General features: G+C 62.2%; 13 protein-coding genes. 10 read left to right on the top strand and 3 right to left on the bottom strand.

All coding sequences use genetic code 11. From position 1 onward, the window contains the following. Nucleotides 1-143: 143 nt before the first annotated feature. The 3 genes from CXQ80_RS12990 to CXQ80_RS12980 are packed head-to-tail and all read left to right on the top strand — an operon-like array spanning nucleotide 144 to nucleotide 4328. Nucleotides 144-809 carry an ABC transporter ATP-binding protein gene (locus tag CXQ80_RS12990; RefSeq protein WP_101320083.1) on the top strand — a complete coding sequence of 222 codons (666 nt, stop codon included), beginning with the start codon at nucleotides 144-146 and terminating at the stop codon, nucleotides 807-809. Then, a complete protein-coding gene (locus tag CXQ80_RS12985) occupies nucleotides 809-3271 on the top strand; it encodes an ABC transporter permease (RefSeq protein WP_101320081.1) in 2463 nt (820 codons plus the stop codon). Before CXQ80_RS12990 ends, CXQ80_RS12985 begins: the two co-directional genes overlap by 1 nt. After that, nucleotides 3261-4328, top strand: coding sequence for a lipocalin-like domain-containing protein (locus CXQ80_RS12980; protein ID WP_101320079.1), 1068 nt, complete (start codon nucleotides 3261-3263; stop codon nucleotides 4326-4328). The genes CXQ80_RS12985 and CXQ80_RS12980 overlap by 11 nt, the downstream gene beginning before the upstream one ends. Before the next feature lie 30 nt (nucleotides 4329-4358). Here CXQ80_RS12980 and CXQ80_RS12975 read toward each other — a convergent pair whose 3' ends face one another. Further along, nucleotides 4359-5315, bottom strand: a complete 957-nt coding sequence (locus tag CXQ80_RS12975; RefSeq protein ID WP_101320077.1) for a ribonuclease Z — start codon at nucleotides 5313-5315, stop codon at nucleotides 4359-4361. A 221-nt stretch (nucleotides 5316-5536) separates the two neighbouring features. Between CXQ80_RS12975 and CXQ80_RS12970 the strand changes: the two genes are divergently transcribed. Together CXQ80_RS12970 and CXQ80_RS24740 are read left to right on the top strand one after the other, a co-directional pair. Further along, entirely contained in the window at nucleotides 5537-6901 is a 1365-nt protein-coding gene (locus tag CXQ80_RS12970; protein ID WP_101320075.1) for a PAAR domain-containing protein, read from the top strand. Further along, nucleotides 6901-7299: a hypothetical protein gene (locus CXQ80_RS24740; RefSeq protein ID WP_157831748.1), complete on the top strand. Its 399-nt coding sequence runs from the start codon at nucleotides 6901-6903 to the stop codon at nucleotides 7297-7299. The genes CXQ80_RS12970 and CXQ80_RS24740 overlap by 1 nt, the downstream gene beginning before the upstream one ends. A 429-nt stretch (nucleotides 7300-7728) precedes the next feature. Here CXQ80_RS24740 and CXQ80_RS12965 read toward each other — a convergent pair whose 3' ends face one another. Then, nucleotides 7729-8277 (bottom strand): lipocalin family protein, encoded by a 549-nt coding sequence (locus CXQ80_RS12965; RefSeq protein ID WP_101320073.1) that lies wholly within the window; start codon nucleotides 8275-8277, stop codon nucleotides 7729-7731. A 170-nt stretch (nucleotides 8278-8447) separates the two neighbouring features. Here CXQ80_RS12965 and CXQ80_RS12960 point away from each other — a divergent pair, with 170 nt between their 5' ends. The 3 genes from CXQ80_RS12960 to tcuB all read left to right on the top strand — a co-directional run bounded on the left by CXQ80_RS12960 (nucleotide 8448) and on the right by tcuB (nucleotide 12115). Further along, the gene (locus CXQ80_RS12960; RefSeq protein ID WP_101320071.1) at nucleotides 8448-9374 is read left to right on the top strand and encodes a LysR family transcriptional regulator; all 927 of its coding nucleotides are present in this window, start codon (nucleotides 8448-8450) and stop codon (nucleotides 9372-9374) included. 124 nt (nucleotides 9375-9498) lie between these two features. Further along, entirely contained in the window at nucleotides 9499-10953 is a 1455-nt protein-coding gene (gene tcuA / locus CXQ80_RS12955; protein ID WP_101320069.1) for an FAD-dependent tricarballylate dehydrogenase TcuA, read from the top strand. After that, nucleotides 10934-12115, top strand: a complete 1182-nt coding sequence (tcuB, locus tag CXQ80_RS12950) for a tricarballylate utilization 4Fe-4S protein TcuB (RefSeq protein WP_101320067.1) — start codon at nucleotides 10934-10936, stop codon at nucleotides 12113-12115. Before tcuA ends, tcuB begins: the two co-directional genes overlap by 20 nt. A 41-nt stretch (nucleotides 12116-12156) precedes the next feature. Here tcuB and CXQ80_RS12945 read toward each other — a convergent pair whose 3' ends face one another. Further along, entirely contained in the window at nucleotides 12157-13050 is an 894-nt protein-coding gene (locus CXQ80_RS12945; protein ID WP_101320065.1) for a LysR family transcriptional regulator, read from the bottom strand. Between the two features lie 147 nt (nucleotides 13051-13197). On the opposite strand from CXQ80_RS12945, the gene CXQ80_RS12940 reads away from it, so the two are divergent. Further along, nucleotides 13198-14271 (top strand): 4-oxalomesaconate tautomerase, encoded by a 1074-nt coding sequence (locus CXQ80_RS12940; RefSeq protein WP_101320064.1) that lies wholly within the window; start codon nucleotides 13198-13200, stop codon nucleotides 14269-14271. 125 nt (nucleotides 14272-14396) lie between these two features. After that, entirely contained in the window at nucleotides 14397-15701 is a 1305-nt protein-coding gene (locus tag CXQ80_RS12935) for a CitMHS family transporter (RefSeq protein WP_101320062.1), read from the top strand. Nucleotides 15702-15719: the final 18 nt, after the last annotated feature.

Here is a 15719-nt window from a genome sequence, read left to right as displayed (position 1 = left end):
GTAAGCCTGATGATGTTCGTACCTCAGTTTAGCCCCGATTGCGCCTACCCTTGAAGGGCAGAACGATGCAACCTATGGCTGCAACGCTGTGCCCAAGAGTTAGTGATTAACGCCCGTTGTGCCCTGAGAGGAAGCCCCCACCGATGTTGGTCGTCGAGCAGCTGCGCAAGTCATTCAATACCGCCCAGAGCGTTCTGCCTGTGCTGCAGGGCGTCGACCTGCAACTGGCGCGGGGCAGCAGCCTGGCGCTGATGGGCGAATCAGGTAGTGGCAAAAGCACGTTGCTGCACCTGCTCGCCGGACTTGATCGGGCTGACAGCGGCAGGATACTGATCGAGGATGTACCCCTCGATACGCGGGACGAAACGGCGCTGGCACGCTGGCGGCGCGACAGCATTGGCCTGGTGTTCCAGCAGTACAACTTGATCAGCAGCCTCGACGTTGCCGCCAATCTGGCGTTTCAAGCCCGCTTGGCCGGGCGCCACGATCCTGCCTGGACCGCGCAGCTGGCGGAGCGGCTTGGGTTGACCGAGTTGTTGCAGCGCTACCCCGAGCAGCTGTCGGGCGGCCAGCAGCAACGTGTGGCGATTGGTCGTGCGTTGGCGGGACGGCCGGCGCTGGTGCTGGCCGACGAGCCCACCGGCAGCCTCGATGAAGCAAGCAGTGAAGACGTCCTGCAACTGATGCTCGAGCTGGTTGCCCAGGCGGGCAGCAGCCTGTTGATGGTGACCCACAGCCGGCAGTTGGCGGCGCGGCTCGAACATCGGTGCTTCCTCAAGGCTGGACGTGTTCAGCCGGAGCCGGATTGATGGCCAGCCTGCTGATCACCTTGCAGGCGCTGCTCAGCCATTGGCGCCGGCACCGCTTGCAGTGCTTCAGTATCTTTACCGGGCTATGGCTGGCAACGGCATTGTGGACCGGCGTGCAGGCGCTCAACAGCCAGGCCCGCAGCGACTATGCCCGTGCCAGTGGTGTGCTTTCGGGCGCCAGCCAGACGCAACTGGTGCCGCGTCAGGGCGAGCATCTGGCGCAAGCGCTGTATGTGCAACTGCGCACTAGAGGCGTGCCGGTGACGCCGGTTCTGGAAGGCCGCCTGCAACTTTCAGGAAGCGCGACTCAGGCAGTGCGCTTGATCGGTATTGAACCGCTAAGCCTGCCAGCGAAGATGGCCGTGGCCGGGGTACAGGCGCAAGCGTTCGAGCTTGCGGCCTTCATCGACAGCCCTGGGCAAGCCTGGATCAGTCCAGACACGCTACGCCAGTTGAACCTGCAACCGGGTCAGCGCGCGGGCACCCGCGATGGTCAGCTGATGCCGCCGTTGGTCCTGCAAGCGGAACTGGCGCCTGGGGTGATCGTGGTCGATATCGGCCACGCGCAGGCGCTGCTCGGCGCGCCAGGACAACTGTCGCGTCTGCTGCTCGAAAAACAACCCACCGCGCTGCCTGCCGACATCGCCGCCCAGCTTATGCTGCAAACCGGTGGCGACGACGGTGATCTGCAGCGCCTGACCGACAGCTTTCACCTCAACCTGACTGCGCTGGGCTTGCTGGCATTCGTGGTCGGCCTGTTCATTGCCCATGCGGCCATTGGCCTGGCGCTGGAGCAACGGCGCGGCTTGATCAGAACCTTGCGTGCCTGCGGTGTCAGCTTGCGGGTGCTGTTGACCGGGCTGGCGCTGGAGCTGGGTGCGTTCGCGTTGCTCGGCGGCCTCGCCGGGGTAGTCAGTGGTTATCTGCTGGCCAGCCTGTTGTTGCCTGACTTCGCGGCCAGCGTGCGCGGCTTGTATGGAGCGCAGATCGCCGGGCAGTTGAGCCTGTCGCCGCAGTGGTGGTTGGCCGGCGTCGGCGTGAGTCTGCTCGGTGCGTTGTTGGCCGGTGTCAGCAGCGTGCTGCGCGCTGCGCGCCTGCCGCTGCTGGCGCTTGCCCAGCCACAGGCCTGGCGCCTGGCCCAAGGGCCGTGGCTGCGTCGTCAGGCGCTGGTCGCCTTGTTGCTTGGTTTGGTAGCGCTGGGTTGCTGGCAGTGGGGCAATAACCTGAGCAGCGCCTTTGTCCTGCTCGCGGCATTGCTGCTGGCAGCGGCGCTATTGCTGCCGGCCTTGCTCGAGCTTGCCCTGGCCGGTTTGGCGCGCTTGTGCCGGCGGCCATTGCCGCAATGGTTCGTGGCCGACAGCCGCCAGCAATTGCCGGCGCTGAGCCTGGCGCTGATGGCCTTGCTGCTGGCGTTGGCCGCCAGCGTCGGTGTGGGCAGCATGACCGAGGGCTTTCGCCGCACCTTTACCGGCTGGCTCGATCAGCGCCTGTCGGCAGACCTGTACCTGACCCCGCGCGACACTGCCCAGGCCGTGCAGATCAGCGACTGGCTGGCACGCCAGCCCGAAGTCACCGCGGTGCTGCCCAACTGGCGGGTCGAGTGGCGGCTGCAGCAATGGCCGACGCAGGTCCAGGGCATCGTCGATCACCCGTACTACAACAATCACTGGCCGCTGCTGGAAAAATCCGCCGGTGCCTGGGAGCAGCTTGCGCAGGGGCGCGGGATCATGCTCAGCGAACAGTTGGCCAGGCGCCTGCAGCTGGGTCTTGGCGACGCCTTGCAACTGCCCGAGCCATCAGCCCAAACGATGCCGGTAGTGGGCATCTATGCCGATTATGGCAATCCCAAAGGGCACCTGCTGATCAGCGCCGACTGGTTACGCCAGCACTGGCCGCAGGCGACGTTGAGCAATCTGGGCCTGACCTTGGCTGGCGAGCATTTGCCGGCGCTAAAGCGGGCGCTGGGCCAACAGTTCAGTCTCGATGATAGCCGCATGGTCGAGCAGACCACGCTCAAGCGATGGTCTGCTGCGGTGTTCGAGCGCACCTTTGCCGCTACCGCCGCACTCAACAGCCTGACCCTCGGTATCGCTGGCGTGGCGTTGTTCATCAGCCTGCTGAGCCTCGGCCAGAGCCGCCTGGGCCAGTTGGCGCCGTTGTGGGCGCTGGGGGTCGAACGCCGTCGGTTGATCTGGCTGACACTCGGCCAGACCCTGATGCTGAGCAGTTGCACCGTGTTGCTGGCGATTCCGCTTGGCTTGCTGCTGGCCTGGTGCCTGGTGGCCGTGGTCAACGTGCAGGCGTTTGGTTGGCGTCTGCCGCTCTATGTGTTCCCCGGTCAGCTGCTGCAACTGGCAGTGCTCGGCGTGCTGACCAGCTTTCTGGCCAGCGTCTGGCCGCTCTGGCAACTGGCGCGCAGGCAACCCAGCGATCTCTTGAGGCAGTTTGCCAATGAACGTTAAACCCTGGCTGACCGTGCTGTGCCTGCTGCTTGCAGGCTGCGATGCGCCTGTACCCGAGTCCAACAGTTTTGCCGGCTTGGGGCAGGAGGCCAGCGCCTTCCAGCAGGTCACGCCGGGCCATGAGCTGCAGTTCCCGCGTGATCATGGCGCCCACGACGGCTTCCGCATCGAGTGGTGGTACGTCACCGCCAACTTGCAGGATGCCCAGGGGCGGCAGTGGGGCGCGCAGTGGACCTTGTTTCGTTCGGCATTGCGCCCTGGCGCAGAAACCGCCGACTGGAACAGCCCCAATCTGTGGATGGGCCACGCGGCGCTGACCGGGCCGGGCGGTCATCAGTCCAGTGAGGTGCTCGCCCGCGGTGGCATCGGCCAGGCTGGGGTTGAGGCGCAGCCATTTCGCGCCTGGATAGATGATTGGTCGCTGCTGGGCGGCAATGGGATTGGCCAGTTGCAGATGAAAGCCGCAGGTGAGGATTTCCGCTTTGATCTGCACTTGGTCAGTGAGCGGCCATTGGTGCTGCACGGGGCCAAGGGCTACAGCGAAAAATCCGGCAAAGGCCAGGCTTCCTATTACTACAGCCAACCGTTCTATCAGGTCAGTGGCGAAGTCGAGCGTGACGGCCAGCACGTGGCCGTTACCGGTCAGGCCTGGCTCGATCGCGAATGGAGCAGCCAACCGCTGGCGGCCGGGCAGTCAGGCTGGGACTGGTTTTCCCTGCACCTGGACAGCGGCGCCAAGGTAATGCTGTTTCAGGTGCGCGAAGCTCACGGCGATGCCTACAAAGCCGGCACCTGGGTCAGCGCCGACGGCAAGATCCAGCCACTCCAGGGAGCGCAGATCGAGCTGCAAGTGCTGGCCTCGAGCAAGCAGGCAAACGGTAAAACCGTACCGACCCGCTGGCGCGTGCGGCTGCCGGAGGAGGGCGTCGATGTCCAGGTCGAAGCGCTGTACAAGCAGGCCTGGATGAACACCCGGTTCCCGTATTGGGAAGGGCCGGTGCGGGTCGAGGGCGGCAGCGGGCAGGGCAGGGGTTACCTGGAAATGACCGGTTACTGATCTTTGTGGAGAAGCGCACTGTCGGCCAACTCACAGCGCTGCGAGCAGGCCATCCTTGCCTAGGTGATAACGCTGCAGGTCCCGAGCCAGCGTCAGTTGCCCGCTGTAATGGGCCTGCGCCTCCTGGCGCACATCATCGATGGACGGGCTGCGCTGCGGGTTGTCCTGATAACGGGCGCTGAAGTGAGTCAATACCAGGTTCGGTACACCTGCAGCCTCGGCAAATTGCGCGACAGCCGCCGCAGTGCTGTGGCCGAAGTTCGATTGCGAGCGTTGCAGCACAGGTTCGGTGAAGGTGGCTTCATGCACTAGCACATCGGCACCTTTGGCAACCTCGGCCAGCAGAGCGGGTGAGTCGTTGTCGCCGCAGACGACGATGCGCCGGGCCGCTCGGGATGCCTTCAGGTAAGTCAGCGTGTCGAGCACACGACCTTCATGTTCGACCTGCCGGCCATGGGCCAGATCACCCCACAGCGGCCCGCGCGGGATGCCGTCGGCTTGCAGGCGCTCGGTGTCCAGGCGCGGCTCCGGGTTGATTTCGGTGAACACAAAGCCATAGCTCGGCACCCGGTGCGACAGCTCTACGGTAGTCACCGCAACCTGCGTGCTGCGCCAGTCCTGCAGCGTTTCTACCGCCAGCAGATGCAGCTCGAAGGGCAGATAGGTCTGGCTCACCGCCAGGCTCAGGCGCAGCCACTCATGCAGTGCCAGCGGCATGATCAGTTCGAGCGGTTCGCTGCGCCCGGACATTCCCGCGCTGGCGAGCAATCCCGGCAGCCCGTAGCAGTGGTCACCGTGGACATGGGTGATGAATATCCCGCGCAGATCACGCATCGACAGTGATGTGTGCAGTAACTGATGCTGGGTGCCTTCGCCGCAATCGACCAGATACCAGCTTTTGCCGGACGCTTCGATGACTGCTGTCGCGCTGACGTTGCGGGCCTTGGTGGGTACCCCAGACGAGGTGCCCAGAAACTGCAGGTCCATTGCAGGATCCTCTTGGGTTCGGAGGGCTATTTTAGCCTTGCGTTGGCTGACTGATGAAGACTCTCAAAGCAGGTTTGAGCGTTTTGGCTGTCAGGATAAGTCTCCGGCCGTAAGACTTTTCGCTCAATGTAGTAGGGCGCATCCTGTTCGCTTTTGGCGGGGAAAAATACCGGTCAGCAGCTGCTAGTTTCCCTGGCTCAACAAGCACAGGGCGTTTGCAGATGCGCGTGATAATTGACGGTAAAGGTCAAGCTGTCGATGGCGATGATACGACAACGGGTGCGGTGTGCATCGCCACGGGTGATGGCTACATCTGTGATGGGCGCATGGTCCTGCGTGTCGGCGACAAGACCACGGCCTGCCCGTTGTGCGCCGAACCAGGCACTGTTGCCGAAGGCGCGCCGTGCTTTATCTCCGATGGCAGCGAAGTGGCGGTCGATGGTTCGCTGGTGCTGTGCGCTTGTCCGCCTGGTACCAACCGAGTTGTAGCGCCACCTGACTTTGTTCCACCCTGGCGGGAGACAAGGACTTCGCGCGTGGTCGGCCCAAGCGCGCAGAGCTTTGGTCAGCCTGTGCACTTCGTTGATAGCCGGCCGTATATCAATGAGCCAGGCTTCCATATTGTCCAGCGCAACATGTCCTTCCCGCAGGTGCTGCTGCAGTTAGCCGACCAGGACAGCACCTTGCCCATCTCGCGCCTGCAGATGCTCAACCCGACGTTCCAGCAAGGCTTCAAGGCTGGCGAGATTTTCGTCATCGGAGACCCCGACAACGGCGATGCCTGCACCCGCGAAGAAGCTCAACTGATGGCCGCCGCACAGCAGGCCCGCGACTCGCTGGCGCTGCTCGACTACGACGAGGCCGAATTCATGATGGAGCATCAGGCTGAAATTGCAGGATTGCTGACAGGCGCGAGTCAGTCCATGGGTGTTGGCAAGGACATGCTCGAGCAAGGCCTGAGGCAGGTCCGGGCGACCTTGCTCGAAGTCGATCAGTTACACAAACAGCAGTTCGACAAGTTCGGCCACCTGAACAGCCCGGAGTTTTTTGCTAATCGACAGAAGTTGCTCAGGCAACTGGATGGACAGTTGAAGGCGGCGTTTTTGAACAAGCGATTGAACCTTGGCCCTTACGAGCGTCTTCGTCGTGATTTGAAGATTTCTACCAAGAGCCTGGTTCATCACTGGTCAAAAGCCGGAGGGCCGGGGCAGATTCCGGGGTATGCCACGCATTTGGATGAGGTGGCCAAGGCGGCTAAGTACGTCAAGTATGGAGGACACATCGGCACAGCCTTGGGAGGTGCTTCGTCTTATTTGAAGGTGGAAGAAGTATGTCGGGCGGGGGGGACGGAGGAGTGCAACCTGATTCGGTTCAAGGAGGCGGGTAGTTTCGCAGGTGGAATCGCTGGTGGTACCGCGGGAGCGGCGGCAGGCAGCAAGGTGGCTGTTTTAGTGTGCGGCTTCACCGGAGTCTTGGCGCCCGTTTGCGGGCTGGTTATGGTCGGTGGAGGCGTGTTGCTAGGAGGCGCAATTGCTGAAGAGGGAGGCGAGGCTCTTGGCGAGTTCATCTATGAGCGTATTGAATAATGATTAATGCTCTCGAAAATCTGGTGGCCGGACTTGGTGTGTTCGTCTATGCCATGCCATTTGTTTTTATAGGTGTTGGTATGGTGATGTGGGCCTATATCATGATGGGTGATGATATAAACGTCATGCAGGAAATAGTATCTGCCAATCCGCGCTTAAGGATTTTAATTGCGGGGGATTTTCGCACTTTGCGAGGTAGGTGGTGGTTTGTGACTAACTTTTCCTCGTTGACGGATTGCCATCATCTCTATATTCGACGCGGCAAGATAGTGCCTGAGGACTTGCATGCTATACCGCGCAGCTTACGTCTTCGACTTCGAGTTGGAGGTGGGTGCTACTGCTTAGGTATTGCATGGGCTTCACTATTGTATGCTGCTAGGGCCATTTATGAGTGGTGAGGTCGCCAGCGTTAGCTCGAGTTAGTGGCTCTGAGCCAAGATCGCTAAAGCCGGAGGGCAATGAAGTAGGCAAGGGCATTGGTGAATTCTTCTGTCTTTGCGATGTCGTCTGCCATCAAAAGCAGGCCGTGGCTTGAGCGACAAAGAACTGCACGGGCTTTTTAAGTGTGCGTTCGCGCTGGATGCTTGTTTCCAATATGTGCGGTTTATTGCTTCTGCCAGGTCCGCACCTTCGAAGGGGTCTGCTGAGCATTGAAGATTTGCGGACGTTTTCGGCTAGCTTGAAGAAGCGGATGGTGGCGTCTTGATGGCCGACGATTGTTGGGTGTGTCTGGATAACGATCGTTGCTGCAATAATAAAGTTGAAGGATATATAAGTACATTGGTCGGAAGGGGGCGTAAAAGCCAGCCCCTTCCAACCTATTTGCCCTAGTCCGCCTTACGCCACACCAACTCACTCACGTCATACCCTTGCTCACGCGCCGTAGTCAGCAATTTCTCACGCGTTTCACTGCTGATGGTCGGCGTGCGCGACAGCAGCCACAGATACTCGCGGTTCGGGTGGCCGACCAATGCAACCTGGTAATCCTGATCGTGGTACAGCACCCAGTACTCGCCCTTGGTCAAGCCGGGCAGAAGCTTGCTGAACCAGTTGTCGAACTTGACCCAGAGCTTGTCGGTCTTGCCCGGCACCTGTGGTTCGGCGGTGCCGTGGACTTCGTTCCACTTGCCGTCTTCTTCACGGCAGCGATTGGTAACGTCGATCAGGCCGTCGGCGCGCAGGCCATATCGCGCTTCTGACTGCACGCAGTTGCGCTGGAAGAACATCGGCAGGCGGGCGACTTCATACCAGGTGCCTTGGTAACGCTGCAGGTCGACCTGCATGGTTGCCGGCGGTTTCTGGTTGTCGCTGGAGCTTGCGCAGCCGGCCAGCGCCAAGGCCAGGCATGACAGCAGCAAAGTGTTGCGTAGGATCATCAGGCACCTCCTGGAAACAGTCGAATGGTTTGTCTGCAACGTTCGAACCCAACGCGCTGGGAAAGTGCCGATGTGCGGCCCAGCAGGTTGCAACATCACCGTCGAGCCAGCCATTGAGTTGTGCAAAGCTTTGAGTATAGGGTAGCCGCCCACCATCGCCCGAGGTCTCCATGGAACTGCGCCAATTACGCTACTACCTCGGTGTACTCGAACACGGCAGCCTCGGCCGCGCCGCCCTTGAGCTGGGTGTTGGCGCTTCGGCGTTGAGCCAGCAGCTGTCCAAGCTCGAAGGTGAGCTGTGCACGCGGCTGTTGACCCGCACCAGCACCGGCGTGACGCCGACTGCGGCCGGTTTGGCGTTCCAGCACCATGCCCGGCTGACACTGCGTCAGGCCGAGCACGCTGTGCTGGCCGCGCAGAGCGGGCGCATGAGCGGCTATGCCAGCGTTGGCTTGGCGCCCACAACAGCCTCGATCCTCGGCCTGCCGCTGATTGCGCGCATGCGCGAGCGTTATCCAGACGTGCGCCTGCATCTGGTCGAGATGCTTTCGGGTTATCTGGTCAACCAGCTCAACGCGCGCCATCTGGACCTGGCAGTACTGTTCCAGGCCGATGTGGGGCCGCGTTTGAGCCTGCGACCGCTGCTGCAAGAGCGCTTGTTTGCGTTGGTGCCAGCGGCGCTGGTGCGGGCGGAGTGGGGCGATAGCCTTAGCCTGGCACAGCTCAAGGATCTGCCGCTGGTGTTGCCCAGCGCCCAGCATGGTTTGCGCACGACACTGCGTTCAGCCTTCGAGCGGGTGGGGCATGAGCCTGACATTGTCATGGAGATCGACGGCCTGTCGTTGTTGATGGACGCGGTGTGTGCCGGCCACGCCGCAACCATCCAGCCAGGGGCCACGGTAGCGCGATCGCTGCAGGCGGGGCTGAAGGTGTTCGAGATCAGCGATGCCGACGCCGAGCGGCGCAATGTGATGGTCAGCCTGGCCGAAGACGAACTGTCACCGGCGGCACTGGCCACGCGCATCGTGCTGTTCGACGTGGCGCGTGAGCTGGTCGAGCAAGGCCGTTGGCCCGGTGCACGGATGCTCTCGACCTGACCCTTTAGCAAAACTGCAGGCCCCTGTGCCGACAGCCCGTTTCGCCGTCCTGGGCAGCGCTCTAAAGTCGCCGCCATCGCGAGGAGCAACCGAACGCCCGTCTCCTCGCTGAACAGGAGGCGATATGATTGATGTGCTCGTCATAGGGGGCGGCAACGCAGCCCTGTGCGCTGCGCTGATGGCGCGCGAGGCCGGTGCCAGCGTGCTGTTGCTGGAAGCCGCACCGCGCGAATGGCGCGGTGGCAACTCGCAGCACACGCGCAACCTCAGGTGCATGCACGATGCGCCGCAGGATGTGCTGGTCGAGAGCTACCCGGAAGAAGAGTTCTGGCAGGACCTGCTCAAGGTCACCGGCGGCATGACCGATGAAAAGCTGGCGCGCCTGGTTATCAGAGCTTCGGCGACCTGCCGGGACTGGATGCGCAGCCATGGCGTGCACTTTCAGCCGTCGTTGTCCGGTGCCCTGCATACCGCGCGCACCAACGCCTTTTTCATGGGTGGCGGCAAGGCGCTGGTCAACGCCTATTTCCGCAGCGCCGAGCAGCTCGGCGTAGGCGTTCGCTACAACGCACCGGTCAGCCACATCGAACTTGACGGTGATCGTTTTGTGGCCGCCCATATTGGCCCTCGTCACGTCGATGGCCGCGACCTGCCCGCCGAACGTATCGAGGCGCGGGCCTGTGTGCTCGCCGCCGGTGGCTTTGAGTCCAATCGTGAATGGCTGCGCGAGGCCTGGGGCCAGAACGAACGTGGCGAGTGGACTGCAGACAATTTTCTGATCCGTGGCACACGCTTCAACACCGGCGTGCTGCTGCGTGGCTTGATGGGGCAGGGCGCCGACACCATCGGCGATCCGACCCAGGCGCACATGGTTGCCATCGACGCGCGTGCTCCGCTGTATGACGGCGGCATCTGCACCCGTATCGACTGCGTGTCGCTCGGCGTGGTGGTCAACCGTGACGGCCAGCGCTTCTACGACGAGGGTGAAGACTTCTGGCCTAAGCGCTATGCCATCTGGGGCCGCCTGGTCGCCCAGCAGCCAGGGCAGGTGGGCTTTTCGATCATTGACCAAAAGGCGCTCGGGCGTTTCATGCCGCCGGTGTTTGCCGGCACCAAGGCCAATACCCTCGGCGAACTGGCACAGCAGCTCGGCCTGCCCGAGGGCGAATTCGTCGCCACCGTGCAGGCCTACAACGCAGCCTGCCAGGTCGGCACGTTTGACCACACTCGGCTTGATGACTGCCATACCCAAGGCGTGCAACCGGTCAAGAGCCATTGGGCGCGCCCGCTGGATACCCCACCTTTCTACGGCTACCCGTTGCGCCCCGGCGTGACCTTTACCTACCTGGGCCTGCGCACCGATCACACCGCCGCCGTGCACTTTGCCGGCAAGCCCAGCCCGAACTTGTTCGTTGCCGGTGAAATGATGGCCGGCAACGTCTTGGGCAAGGGCTACACCGCCGGCGTCGGCATGTCCATCGGCACCGCTTTCGGCCGGATTGCCGGCACCCAGGCGGCGGCAGCGCTCGGCTATCACCATCCTTCCAGCGAGATTACCCATGACTGCGCAACTGCTTGAACCGCGGCTGGTCGAGCCCAGCAAGGGCCACGGCGAACTGATCGCCGTGCTGAATGTGGACGAAAGCGAAGTCGACCGGCAGATGCGCATCTGTAATGCCTGCCGTTATTGCGAGGGCTTTTGCGCGGTGTTCCCGGCAATGACCCGGCGGCTGGACTTCAACAAGGCCGACATCCACTACCTGGCCAACCTGTGTCACAACTGCGGTGCCTGCTTGCATGCCTGCCAGTACGCCGCACCGCATGAGTTTGCCGTAAATGTGCCGAAGGCGCTGGCCACCGTGCGCGGCCAGACTTACTCGGACTACGCCTGGCCAAGCGCGTTCGGCCGGCTCTACCGGCATAACGGCACGCTGCTCGCTAGTGCACTGGCAGCCGGGTTGTCGCTGTTCCTGCTGCTGGCGCTGCTGGTCAATGGCACGGTGCTACCAGGGCGGTTGGCGGGGGATTTCTATGCGGTGTTCCCGCATAACACCCTGGCGTTGATGTTTGGCGTGGTCTTCGCCGCGGCCATGCTGGCGTTGAGCATCGCCGTCAGACGCTTCTGGCGCGAGGTCGCACCGGCAGACAGCCCGCCCGCAAGCAAGCATGCTGCGGTGGTGGAAGCCTCGACTGCGGCGCTGACACTGAAGTATCTGGACGGTGGTCATGGCCAGGGCTGCACCAACGAGAGCGACCGCTACACCTTGTGGCGCCGGCGTTTTCATCACCTGACCTTCTACGGTTTCATGCTCTGTTTCGCGGCGACGGTGGTCGCCACCGGTTACCACTACCTGCTGGGTGAAATGGCGCCTTATCCGTTGCTCAGCTGGCCGGTAGTGCTGGGTACTGTCGGCGGTGTGGGCCTGGTCATCGGCCCTGTCGGCCTGCTGCTGCTCAACCTGCGCCGCGACCCAGCGCATGGCGATGTCAGCCAGCGGCCGATGGACCGCGCGTTCATCCTGCTGTTGCTGCTGGTCAGTCTGACTGGCCTGGCCTTGCTCGGCTGGCGCGACACCGGAGCGATGGCCATTTTGCTCGCGGTGCACCTGGGCTGCGTGATGGCGCTGTTCCTGACCTTGCCCTACGGCAAGTTCGCCCACGGCATTTTCCGCAGCGCGGCGTTGCTCAAGTTTGCCATCGAAAAACGCCAGCCCGATCCGCACGGCCTGGGGGGCGAATGACGTCCGCTCAGTACCAGCGCAAGCCAGTCGCCGTGCACGGCTCAGCTGTTCGGCCATTTCTCCAGCAGAATGGCCACGAACTTCTCGGCAGCCGGCGACAGCGAGGCGCCGCGGCGGTAGACCAGGCCGAGGGTGCGGGTCACCTCTGGCTCGCTCAGCGGCACGCTGACCAGGGTAGGGTGGTCGGCTGCCGGCATGGCCAGGCTGGGCATGGCGGAGACGCCAAGGCCAGCCTCGACCATGCCCAGCGACGTCGACAAGTGCTGCACCTCATAGAACCACTTGGGACGCCAGCTCAGGCCGGACAAGGCATGGTCGAGCAGCATCCGGTTGCCGCTCAGGCGGCCTACGCCGATCAGGCGATAGTCGGCCAGTTGCGTCCAGGTCACCGACGCGCGGCTGGCCAGCTCGTGGTCACGGCGGCAGGCGAGGACGAACTTCTCCTCGACCAGCGGCACGAACTCAATGTCCGGGTGCTGGCCACTCATCATGTTGATGCCGAAGTCGGCTTCACCGCGCAGTACGGCCTCAAGCCCGTCGTTGGCGCTGAGATCGAGCAGGCGAATACGGATCTTCGGGTATTGCTCGTTGTACAGGCGAATCACCGACGGCAAAAAGTAGAACGCTGCGGTCGGGATGCAGGCCAGGGTCACCTGGCCGGTCTGGCGTTCGGCCAGTTCGCGGATGCTCAGGATCGAGTCCTCGAAGTCATCCAGCAGGCGTCTGGCCTTGGGCAGGAAGTCGCGGCCGACACTGGTCAGGCTGACCCGGCGCGTAGTCCGTTCGAGCAACGGCGTACCCAGGCCTTCTTCTAGCTTCTTGATCCGCCGGCTCAGCGCCGGTTGAGATAGATGGAGCACATCAGCAGCTTCGTGGAAGCTGCCAAGTTCGGCGATTTTCACGAAAGATCTTATATCCTGGAGCTCATATTCCATGACGATTCTCTTCAGCAGTTCACGACTTGATTCATTTGCTGCGCGCAATAATAGCTACGATCTTTGCATTGGATTGATTTATCGGTCCCTGTCACTCTTGTTTCCAACACATCAATACCCCCTATTGATCAACAAGAGTCAGTAGTCATGCAACGAATTCCTTGTGTTCTGATGCGCGGCGGTACCTCCAAGGGTCCGTTTTTCCATGCCTGGGACTTGCCGACCAATGTGGTCGAGCGTGACGAAATGCTGATCAACCTGATGGGCTCTGGCCATGAGCTGGAAATCGACGGCATCGGCGGCGGCAGCCCGCAGACCAGCAAAGTGGCGATCCTCAGCCCCTCGCTACATGCCGATGCCGATGTCGACTACCTGTTCGTTCAGGTCATGGTCGCTCAGCGCCGCGTCGATACTGCACCTAATTGCGGCAACATGCTTTGCGCAGTCGGCCCATTCGCCATCGAAGAGGGCCTGGTCAAGGCCACCGAAGGCAAGACCCTGGTGCGCATCCGCAACTTGAACACCGGAACCTTCGTCAACTCGCTGGTGGAAACCCCCGGCGGCATCGTCCGCTACGAGGGCCGCACTGCGATCGACGGCGTGCCGGGTACCGCAGCGCCGGTGCAGTTGACCTTCCTCGATGCCGTTGGTAGCAAGACTGGCAAGCTGTTCCCCACCGGTCAGGCCAGCGATGTGATCGATGGTGTCGAGCTGACCTGCATCGACATGGCCATGCCGATGATGATCATCGAAGCCAGCAAGCTTGGCGTTACCGGCGGCGAAAGCCCGGCCGAGCTCGAGGGCAACAGCGCGTTGATGCAAAAGATCGAAGCGCTGCGGATCAAGGCCGGCGCGGCGATGGGCCTGGGCGATGTCAGCGGTATGGTCATTCCCAAACCCGTGCTGATCTCGCCAGCCAAATTCGACGGCACCCTGCAGGTGCGTTACTTCATGCCGCACGACTGCCATCGGGCATTGGCCATCACCGGCGCCATCGGCCTGGCGACGGCCTGCGTCAGCCCAGGCACGGTGGTCATGCAGATGCTCGGCGAGCGCGCCAATGGCCTTACTCAGGTGCGCCTGGAACACCCGAGCGGCAGCATCGATATTGCCCTGGAACGCACCGAAGGCAAGCCGATTCAAGCCTCGGTGGTACGCACTGCCCGGCGGCTCTTCTCCGGCTACGTCTACGCGCCGTCCGTGCGCAGGCTCGCCGGCTGATCGCTTTAAACGCTTTGTTTAACGATTGACATACAATCGCTCGCTGCCTTGCCGGGCATCGAGCGGGTCAGGCGCCGTCTGCCCGGCAGACGTGCACATTTACAATAAAAACAAGAGATACAGACATGCTCGCACTCCTCGGTTTGCTCATGGTAGTGACGTTCACCTACCTGATCATGAGCAAACGCTTATCCCCAATCGTGGCCTTGACGGTCGTGCCTATCGTATTTGCGGTGATCGGCGGCTTCGCCCCGGAAACCGGCAAGATGATGCTCGACGGCCTGAAAATGGTTGCGCCGTCGGCAGCCTTGTTGCTGTTTGCCATTCTCTTCTTCGGCCTGATGATCGATGCGGGCTTGTTCGACCCGCTGATCCGCAAGATCCTCAAAAGGGTCAATGGCGACCCGCTGAAAATTGCCATCGGCACCGCGCTGCTGTCGCTGCTGGTCGCACTGGATGGTGACGGCACCACCACCTACATGATCACCTGCGCCGCAATGCTGCCGCTGTACAAGCGCATCGGCATGAACCCGATGATTCTGGCGACCATCTCGATGCTGTCGCTGAGCATCATGAGCGGCATGAGCCCATGGGGCGGGCCGGCTACTCGCGCCATCGCTGCCTTGGGCCTGGACGCCACCCACTACTTCATCCCGATGCTGCCAACCATGATCGGCGGTGCCGCCTGGGTTGTGTTCACCGCGTTCCTGCTGGGCCGTAGCGAGCGCAAGCGCATTGGTAACATCAAGCTCGAGTCCGGTGGTGGCGACTGCTACATCAAGGCGATCCTGGAAGACACCCCGCACAAGCGTCCGCGCCTTGCCTACGTCAACCTGGTGCTGGTGATCGCGGTGATGACTGCGCTGGTGCTGGGTGTGATGCACGCGGCGATCCTGTTCATGATCGGTTTCGTTGCTGCGCTGATGATCAACTACCCGCAGCTGGACATCCAGAAAGAGCGCATCCTCGCCCACTCGGGCAATGCCATGACCGTGGTCCTGCTGGTGTTTGCCGCCGGTATCTTCGCGGGCATCTTCTCGGGCACGAAGATGGTCGACGCGCTGGCGCAGACCCTGGTTGACTGGATCCCGGATGCCTGGGGGCACTGGTTCCCGCTGGTGGTGGCGATCACCAGCATGCCGCTGACCTTCGTCCTGTCCAACGATGCCTACTATTTCGGCGTGGTGCCGATCCTGGCCAACGCCGCTGCTGCATACGGCATCGACCCGGTGGAAATCGCTCGCGCCTCGGTACTTGGCCAGCCGGTACACCTGATGAGCCCGCTGGTGGCTTCGACCCTGCTGCTGGTGGGGATGGTTGACCGGGATATCGGCGACTTCCAGAAAGCCACGGTTAAATGGGCGGTGTATACCTCCCTGGTAATCACCGCCCTGGCAGTCCTGACCGGCGCCATTTCGTTCTTCGCCTGACCTTGTTGGACGGGCACC

The organism is Pseudomonas sp. 02C 26 (genome assembly GCF_002843585.1).
GTDB classification, from domain to species: Bacteria; Pseudomonadota; Gammaproteobacteria; order Pseudomonadales; family Pseudomonadaceae; genus Aquipseudomonas; species Aquipseudomonas shirazensis.
The sequence above is the reverse complement of the archived record's forward strand: the minus strand, read 5'-3'. Positions and strand labels throughout refer to the sequence as shown.